This is a genomic window from Streptomyces sp. PKU-EA00015, assembly GCF_013387495.1.
GTDB lineage: Bacteria > Actinomycetota > Actinomycetes > Streptomycetales > Streptomycetaceae > Streptomyces.
This window is the reverse complement of sequence record NZ_JABZEE010000028.1, coordinates 208,276-216,313: the sequence shown is the minus strand read 5'-3', so window position 1 is coordinate 216,313 and position 8,038 is coordinate 208,276. Positions and strand designations below refer to the sequence as shown.

The following is an 8,038-nucleotide window of genomic DNA, read 5'->3' as shown; positions in this document are numbered from 1 at the left end:
CCTCGCCGCCTCTCCCGCTACTGCCGGCTCCGGCCCCGAGCCCCCGCCTCGATCGCCGACGGGGCCGGCCTGTGTCGCGGCCGCGGGCCGGGCTTTGGCGGGCGCGCTTCCCCCACCCCGCCCCTTCCCGTAACTGGGGGAGGCCCCAGACCCCCGTCGCCCTGCGCCCTGGCGGGCGCATGCTTCGGGGCTCCGCCCCGGGCCCCGTACCGCGCTTCGCGCGGCGTCCTCTAACTCTCCCTACGGCCTGGCGGCCGTGGGAGCCACGTCAGAGGGCTGTATCGGACCCCACTGTCGGCGTTCGGGGGCACGGGGCGTGGGGGCCGAACGGGTGGGTTGCGCACAGATGGCCTCGCCGGTGTGTGAGGCGGGGACGTGGGGTGCGGCTCCAAGGGGCGCGTCGCACAGCGGCCCCGTCGGCGTTTGGGGCGCGGGGGCTGCGGTGGTGCCCGAACGGGTGGATTGCGCACAGGCAGCCCCGTCGGCGTTTTTGAGGCGTCGTCCGGGGCGCAGCCCGAACGGGCGCGTTGCGCACAAGCGGCCTCGGCGGCGTTTGAGGCGTGGTCCGGGGCGTGCACGGGGTCAGGAGACGGAGCCCGAACGGGTGCATCGCGCAGAACAGCCACGTCGGCGTTCGAGGCGCGGGGGTCCGGGGGCAGCCGCCCCGGACCAGCCGGCACAGGGCGTGTCACCGGGTGTTCACCGCCGCGACGACATATGCCCTGGCATGGCCGCACGCGTTCGAGGGAATACCCCCTCCAGGTCGACGTCCGATCCACGAACGTCGTATCTCAGTGAGCGGCCGACACCGCTCACCCGGGAGGCCCTTTGCACACGAAGGACTGCACCTTTGGTGCGGACCACGCGGAGGGCCGGCGCTCGGCCCGTGCAGCAGGCCGGCCCGGCCCGTCGTCCGCTTCGGCGGAAGACGCAATGGTCCGCGACGCCGTCGCACCCCGACCTCGTCCGAGGGGGTACGTCCTTCCGTGGTGAACAGCACAAAGCGCCGCATGCCCGACCGGCGCACCTACGTTCTCGACACCAGCGTCCTGCTGGCCGACCCGCACGCCATGAGCCGCTTCGACGAGCACGAGGTCGTACTGCCGATCGTGGTGATCACGGAGCTGGAGGCCAAGAGGCACCATCCGGAGCTCGGTTACTTCGCCCGTCAGGCCCTGCGCCTGCTGGACGACTTCCGCATCCGGTACGGCCGTCTCGACGCACCCCTGCCGATCGGCGACCTCGGCGGCTCGCTGCGCGTGGAGCTCAACCACCAGGATCCCGGCGTGCTTCCGGCCGGCTTCCGGCTGGGGGACAACGACTCCCGCATCCTCGCCGTGGCGCGCAACCTCCAGGCCGAGGGGTACGACGTCACGGTCGTCTCCAAGGACCTGCCGCTGCGCATCAAGGCGTCCTCCGTCGGTCTGCTCGCCGAGGAGTACCGCGCGGAGCTGGCCATCACCGACACCGGCTGGACCGGCATGGCGGAGCTGCCCCTGTCCGCCGAGCAGGTGGACCTGCTGTACGGGGAGGAGACGCTGTACGTCCCCGAAGCGGCCGAGCTGCCGGTCCACACCGGTCTCGTGCTGCAGTCCGAGCGCGGCAAGGCCCTCGGCCGCGTCACCGCCGAGGGCAACGTCCGGCTGGTGCGCGGGGACCGGGAGGCGTTCGGCATCCACGGCCGCAGCGCCGAGCAGCGCATCGCGCTCGACCTCCTCCTCGACCAGGAGGTCGGCATCGTCTCGCTGGGCGGGCGTGCCGGCACCGGCAAGTCGGCGCTCGCGCTGTGCGCCGGCCTGGAAGCCGTCCTGGAGCGCAGGCAGCACCAGAAGGTGATGGTCTTCCGGCCGCTGTACGCGGTGGGCGGCCAGGAGCTCGGGTATCTGCCGGGTACCGAGGCCGAGAAGATGAGCCCGTGGGCGCAGGCGGTGTTCGACACGCTCTCGGCCGTGGCGGGACGCGAGGTGATCGAGGAGGTGCTCGGCCGCGGCATGCTGGAGGTGCTGCCGCTCACGCACATCCGGGGCCGCTCGCTGCACGACGCGTTCGTCATCGTCGACGAGGCCCAGTCGTTGGAGCGGAACGTCCTGCTGACCGTTCTGTCCCGGGTCGGGGCGAATTCCCGGGTCGTCCTCACCCATGACGTGGCGCAGCGGGACAATCTGCGCGTCGGCCGGTACGACGGAGTCGTCGCCGTCGTCGAGAAACTGAAGGGGCATCCGCTCTTCGCCCACGTCACCCTCAACCGCTCCGAGCGCTCGCAGATCGCGGCGCTCGTGACCGAAATGCTGGAGGACGGACACATTTAGCGGGCCACATCCCTGGGGGCCTGTCCGGCAAAAGGGACAAGCCAGTTGACGCCGCCCGGCGAAGCGCAAGAGCGTAGCCGGGCGGCGTCGTGCTGTCCGGCGTTTCCTTCAAAACCCCTGGTGCAAACAGGGTGTGAGCTTTCACACGCAACGAAGAATTGCCTTGCGGCGTCGGCTTCCGGCAGAGTCTTGCTTCCGTCAGGCCCCGCATGCGGCACATCCGCACCTTTCGTGGTGCACAGCAACACACAACTCAAGACATGCCGCCGCATGCCGCCCGCGAGTACCACGAGGCATCTCCGCAGAGGAGTTGCCCGCCGGGCCCGCGCCTCCCGTGACCCAAGCAGTGGGGAGGCCAGCGCCAGGGGCACGATTGCGCTCGCGAGGTCACCTATGCGGGCGATGCTGGAAGGACAACGTGTGAGCCGGATCTCGGTCCGGGGATTCGCAGTCGCCTCGGCAACTGCGGTCACCACCGTCGGAGCCGTCGTCGGCGTCGCGTCGGGCAACACCCAGCCGTCGGGGGACAACCTCGAGGCGACGGCAGCCGACACGACGCTCCTCGCGGACATTCCCATGGGCGAGCAGGCCCAGGTGCAGGTCTCGTCCCTGACGCAGCAGGCCGAAGCACAGGCCGCTGCCGCTGACGCGGCCGCCAAGAAGTCCGCCGAGGAATCGGCCCGCATCCAGGCTGCCAAGACCGCCGAGGCCAAGAAGGCGGCGGCGGACGAGCAGGCGGAGCGCGAGCGCGAGGAGGCGGAGGCGCGCGCCAACCGCGACGCGGTCCGCTCGGCGTCCAGCTTCTCCGCGCAGGCCTCGTACACGGTCGCCGAGGTCCAGGCGATGGCACGCCAGATGGTCCCCGCCGACCAGTTCCAGTGCTTCAGCAACATCGTGGACCACGAGTCGAGCTGGAACTACCGTGCGTCCAACCCCTCTTCGGGTGCGTACGGCCTCGTCCAGGCGCTCCCGGGCTCCAAGATGTCGTCGGCCGGCGCCGACTGGCAGACGAACCCGGCCACCCAGATCAAGTGGGGCCTGAGCTACATGGACGGACGCTACGGCAGCCCGTGCGGCGCGTGGTCCTTCTGGCAGGCGAACCACTGGTACTAGATTCGCCAGGCGCTCAACTTCAGGGAGCCCCTCACCGTCCTACGGTGAGGGGCTTCGTGCGTGTACGGTCGGTGTCCGTTACTCCCGGGTCGGCGGCACCGCCCGCGTCCCCAGGCGCAGGTGGGGGGCACCGCCCGCGCTCTCAGGGCGCAGGGGAGAGAGTGGCGGGGACAAGAGGGAGCATCATGTCGAAGGTTCCAGGGTGGTTCGGCCGCGTGGGCGCCGAGCTCACCCGGATCGGAGAGCGCCTGGACGAGCGCCGCAAGGAGGCCGTGGCGGACGACGACCTGCCGGCCGTCGTGCCGGCGCCGGACAGCGTCCCGCCACCGCCCGCGTACGCGCCCGCCGTCGCGGCGCGGCCCGATCCGGTCGCCGCGATCCCCTGGGGCATCCGCGTCGCGGCCGAGGCAGGCTGGCGGCTGCTCGTCCTCGCCGGCACGCTCTGGGTGCTGATGCGTGCCATCAGCGCCGTACAGCTCGTGGTGCTCGCCTTCGTCGCCGCGCTGCTCGTCACCGCCATGCTCCAGCCCACCGTCGGCAGGCTGCGGAAGCTGGGTCTGCCGCACGGGTTCGCCACGGCCGTCACCGCCATCCTCGGCTTCGTCGTCATGGGGCTCGTGGGCTGGTTCGTGGTCTGGCAGGTCATGGACAACCTCGACAACGTCTCCGACCGCGTCCGCGACGGTATCGACGAGCTCAAACGCTGGCTCCTGGACAGCCCGTTCCATGTCACCGAGAGCCAGATCAACGACATCGCGCAGAACCTCAGCGACACGATCGGTACCAACACCGAGGAGATCACCTCCGCCGGTCTCCAGGGCGTGACCGTGATGGTCGAGGTCCTGACCGGGATACTGCTGGCGATGTTCTCGACGCTCTTCCTGCTCTACGACGGCAAGCGCATCTGGGAGTGGACGCTCAAACTCGTCCCGGCGCAGGCCCGTCCGGGGGTGGCGGGCGCCGGGCCCCGCGCGTGGCGCACGCTCACCGCGTATGTGCGCGGCACGGTCCTGGTCGCTCTGATCGACGCGATCTTCATCGGTCTCGGCCTCTGGTTCCTCGAGGTCCCGCTGGCTGTGCCGCTGGCCGTGTTCATCTTCCTCTTCGCCTTCATCCCGCTCGTCGGCGCGGTCGTCTCGGGCGCCCTCGCGGTCGTGGTCGGGCTCGTCACCCAGGGCGTGTTCACGGCGCTGATGGTGCTCCTCGTGGTCCTCGCCGTGCAGCAGATCGAGGGCCACGTGCTCCAGCCCTTCATCCTCGGCCGTGCGGTGCGCGTGCATCCGCTGGCGGTCGTCCTGTCCGTCGCCGCGGGCGGCCTGACCGCCGGCATCGGCGGCGCGGTGGTCGCCGTGCCCCTGGTCGCGGTCACCAACACGGTCGTCGGCTACCTGCGGGCGTACGGCAAGGAGCAGACACTGCGGCACTCCCCGCCGCCGCACGGTTCGACGTCCCTGGACGCGGCGCCCGCGGCGGGTCCCGCCCCCACCACCCCGCCCACGACCCCGCCCACGACCCCGCCCGCCGCACCCGCGCAGCCGTCCGAGCAGCCGTCCGAGCAGCGCCCCGACGAAACCGAGGAGCAGCAGTGATCTCCGAGCCGGAACTGGTGGGGGAGGAGTCGTTCGCCGCGCCGCAGACCCTCGGCGCGGTGTCCGCTCCCGGAACGGACGGCGGAGGCGTCACGGACGACGCCGTGACCTCTCCCGGCCCGCGCGGGCCGCGCCGGGCGTGGCTGTGGGCGCTCGGCGGCGCGGTCGCCGCGTCAGCGGTGTGGGCGGGCGGGCTGTACGCGTTCGGGGGCCAGGACCCGGACCTCGGCGGGTACCGGGCCACGGACAATCTGTGCAAGGCGGCACGGCTGAAGAACCTGCAGGCGGCGCTCGGCAAGCGCGAGGGCGAGGGGATGCCGACGCAGTTCGAGCACGCGACCATGGACGACGCCCAGTGCTCGGTCGAGCTGAAGCCCACCGGGTACAAGCCCGAGGTCGACGAGGAGGGCAACGAGATGATCTCGCTGCCCAGCGTCTACATCAGCTACACCCTGCACAAGAGGACCGACCCGGGACCCGAGTTCGACGGCGCGGTCCTCGCCCGGCAGAAGGCATGGGGCACCGAGACCGAGGCCGCCGTGATCACAGGCATCGGCGAGCGGGCCCATGTCGCGCGGGGCGAGGGCGGCTCGACGATCACGCTCGACGTGCTGGACGGGCAGGCGGAGCTCAGCATCGCGGTGACCGGTGACTGGGACCCGGAGAGCGGGGACCCGGCCACGGACGTGACCGAGCTGGAAGGGCTTCTGGTGCAGGACATGCAGGAGCTGATGGCCACGCTCAGGAGCTGAGCCGAGAGCCGCAGGCCGCTGGTGCGGGGGAGCGGGGCGTACGAAGGGCCCTGCCGAACCGGATGGTTCGGCAGGGCCCTTCGCCGCATTCGGGCGCGGTCAGCCGGCCAGGACGGCTTCGGCGTCCAGCGTCGTGCCGACGGCCTGGATCACCGCGGCGATCTTGACCGCTTCCTGGACCGTCTCGCGGTCCACGCCGGCCTTGCGCAGCACCTGCTCGTGGGAGTCGAGGCACTGGCCGCAGCCGTTGATGGCGGAGACGGCGAGCGACCACAGCTCGAAGTCGACCTTCTCCACACCGGGGTTGCCGATGACGTTCATCCGCAGACCGGCGCGCAGCGTCCCGTACTCGGGGTCCGACAGCAGGTGCCGGGTCCGGTAGAAGACGTTGTTCATCGCCATGATCGCGGCGGCGGACTTGGCGGCCGTGTACGCCTCGGGGGAGAGGTTCGCCTTGGCCTCCGGCTCCAGCTCGCTCAGCACCTTGGGCGAACGCGACGCGATCGCGCAGGCCAGCACGGTGCCCCACAGCTGCTGCTGCGGAAGCTCGCTGTTGCCGATGACCGAACCGAGGTTCAGCTTCAGGTCCTTGGCGAAGTCCGGTATGGCGGACTTGAGTTCATCGAGTGCCATGGTCACTCACCGGCCAGGAGCGCGACCGGGTCGAGGGTGTTCTCGCCCTTGGTCCAGTTGCACGGGCACAGCTCGTCGGTCTGCAGGGCGTCCAGCACCCGCAGGACCTCCTTGGGGTTACGGCCGACGGAGCCGGCGGTCACCATGGTGAACTGGATCTCGTTGTTCGGGTCGACGATGAAGACGGCACGCTGCGCGAAGCCGTCCTCGCCCTCGATGCCGAGGTCGCGCATCAGCTCGTGCTTGGAGTCGGCCATCATCGGGAAGGGCAGGTCACGCAGGTCCGCGTGGTCCTTGCGCCAGGCGTGGTGGACGAACTCGGAGTCGCCGGAGAAGCCGAGGATCTGGGCGTCACGGTCGGCGAACTCGTCGTTCAGCTTGCCGAACGCGGCGATCTCGGTCGGGCAGACGAAGGTGAAGTCCTTCGGCCACGCGAAGACGACCTTCCACTTGCCCTCGTAGGACTTGTGGGTGATGGTCTCGAACTCCTTGCCGCTCTCCAGCGAGACGCAGGCGGTCAGCTCGAACGTGGGGAAGTGGTCACCGACAGTGAGCACGCGCTCTCCTTGCATGGAGGAAGGTCCCTTTTGGGGTCTTCCAGGGGGTTGGACGGATCTTGATAGTGGCACAGAGAGCATTGATCGCGGAAATAGCTAGACTCGGTCATAACGATCGGAGGTGCTTATCAGTGGGCACGGTGAACAGGGTCAAACAGCCGAGCATCGCGCAACTGCGCGCCTTCGCTGCCGTGGCGGAGCATCTGCACTTCCGGGACGCCGCGGCGGCGATCGGGATGAGTCAGCCCGCGCTCTCCGGGGCCGTCTCGGCCCTGGAGGAGGCACTCGGTGTCCAGCTCCTGGAGCGCACGACGCGCAAGGTACTGCTCTCCCCGGCCGGCGAGCGCGTCGCGGTGCGCGCCAAGGCCGTGCTCGACGCGGTCGGCGAGCTGATGGAGGAGGCCGAGGCGGTCCGCGCCCCGTTCACGGGTGTGCTCCGGCTCGGGGTGATCCCCACGGTCGCGCCCTATCTGCTGCCGGCGGTCCTGCGCCTTGTGCACCAGCGCTACCCGGAACTGGACCTGCAGGTCCACGAGGAACAGACGTCGTCCCTGCTGGACGGCCTGGCGGCGGGGCGTCTGGACCTGCTGCTGCTCGCGGTGCCGCTGGGGGTCCCGGGCGTCACCGAACTCCCCCTGTTCGACGAGGACTTCGTGCTCGTCACCCCCCGTGACCACGAGCTGGCCGACCGGTCGGACATCCCCCGGGAGGCGTTGCGCGACCTCCATCTGCTGCTCCTGGACGAGGGCCACTGCCTGCGCGACCAGGCGCTCGACATCTGCCGCGAGGCAGGCCGCACGGAGGGCGCCGCGGTCACCACGACGGCGGCCGGGCTGTCGACCCTGGTGCAGCTCGTGGCGGGCGGCCTCGGGGTGACGCTGCTCCCGCACACCGCCGTCGACGTGGAGACGTCCCGCGGCGGCCTGCGGGCGGGCCGCTTCGCGGACCCGGCCCCGTCGCGCCGGATCGCCCTGGCGATGCGGTCGGGCACGGCGCGGAGCGAGGAGTTCGAGGAACTGGCCGAGGCGCTCAGAGGAGCGCTGGCCGAGCTGCCGGTGCGCGTCGTGACCTGATCCCGGGTCCCG

Annotated in this window: 7 protein-coding genes; 5 read left to right on the top strand and 2 right to left on the bottom strand. The window is 70.8% G+C overall.

Going from position 1 to position 8,038, the window contains the following annotated elements:
- Window positions 1-986: 986 nt before the first annotated feature.
- The 4 genes from HW130_RS18900 (at window position 987) to HW130_RS18885 (ending at window position 5,763) form a co-directional block, all read left to right on the top strand.
- Entirely contained in the window at window positions 987-2,309 is a 1,323-nt protein-coding gene (locus tag HW130_RS18900; protein WP_177150791.1) for a PhoH family protein, read from the top strand.
- Between the two features lie 420 nt (window positions 2,310-2,729).
- Complete coding sequence (locus tag HW130_RS18895) at window positions 2,730-3,422, top strand: lytic transglycosylase domain-containing protein (protein ID WP_177150790.1); 693 nt, start codon at window positions 2,730-2,732, stop codon at window positions 3,420-3,422.
- 185 nt (window positions 3,423-3,607) lie between these two features.
- Window positions 3,608-5,011 (top strand): AI-2E family transporter, encoded by a 1,404-nt coding sequence (locus HW130_RS18890; protein WP_177150789.1) that lies wholly within the window; start codon window positions 3,608-3,610, stop codon window positions 5,009-5,011.
- On the top strand, window positions 5,008-5,763 hold the full coding sequence (locus HW130_RS18885; RefSeq protein WP_177150788.1) for a hypothetical protein: 756 nt from the start codon (window positions 5,008-5,010) through the stop codon (window positions 5,761-5,763). Before HW130_RS18890 ends, HW130_RS18885 begins: the two co-directional genes overlap by 4 nt.
- A gap of 99 nt (window positions 5,764-5,862) precedes the next feature.
- On the opposite strand, the gene HW130_RS18880 is transcribed toward HW130_RS18885, so the two are convergent.
- Window positions 5,863-6,396 (bottom strand): alkyl hydroperoxide reductase, encoded by a 534-nt coding sequence (locus HW130_RS18880; RefSeq protein WP_177150787.1) that lies wholly within the window; start codon window positions 6,394-6,396, stop codon window positions 5,863-5,865.
- 2 nt (window positions 6,397-6,398) lie between these two features.
- The gene (locus HW130_RS18875; protein WP_177150786.1) at window positions 6,399-6,953 is read right to left on the bottom strand and encodes a peroxiredoxin; all 555 of its coding nucleotides are present in this window, start codon (window positions 6,951-6,953) and stop codon (window positions 6,399-6,401) included.
- 131 nt (window positions 6,954-7,084) lie between these two features.
- Here HW130_RS18875 and HW130_RS18870 point away from each other — a divergent pair, with 131 nt between their 5' ends.
- Window positions 7,085-8,026: a LysR substrate-binding domain-containing protein gene (locus HW130_RS18870; RefSeq protein ID WP_177150785.1), complete on the top strand. Its 942-nt coding sequence runs from the start codon at window positions 7,085-7,087 to the stop codon at window positions 8,024-8,026.
- Window positions 8,027-8,038 lie beyond the last annotated feature (12 nt).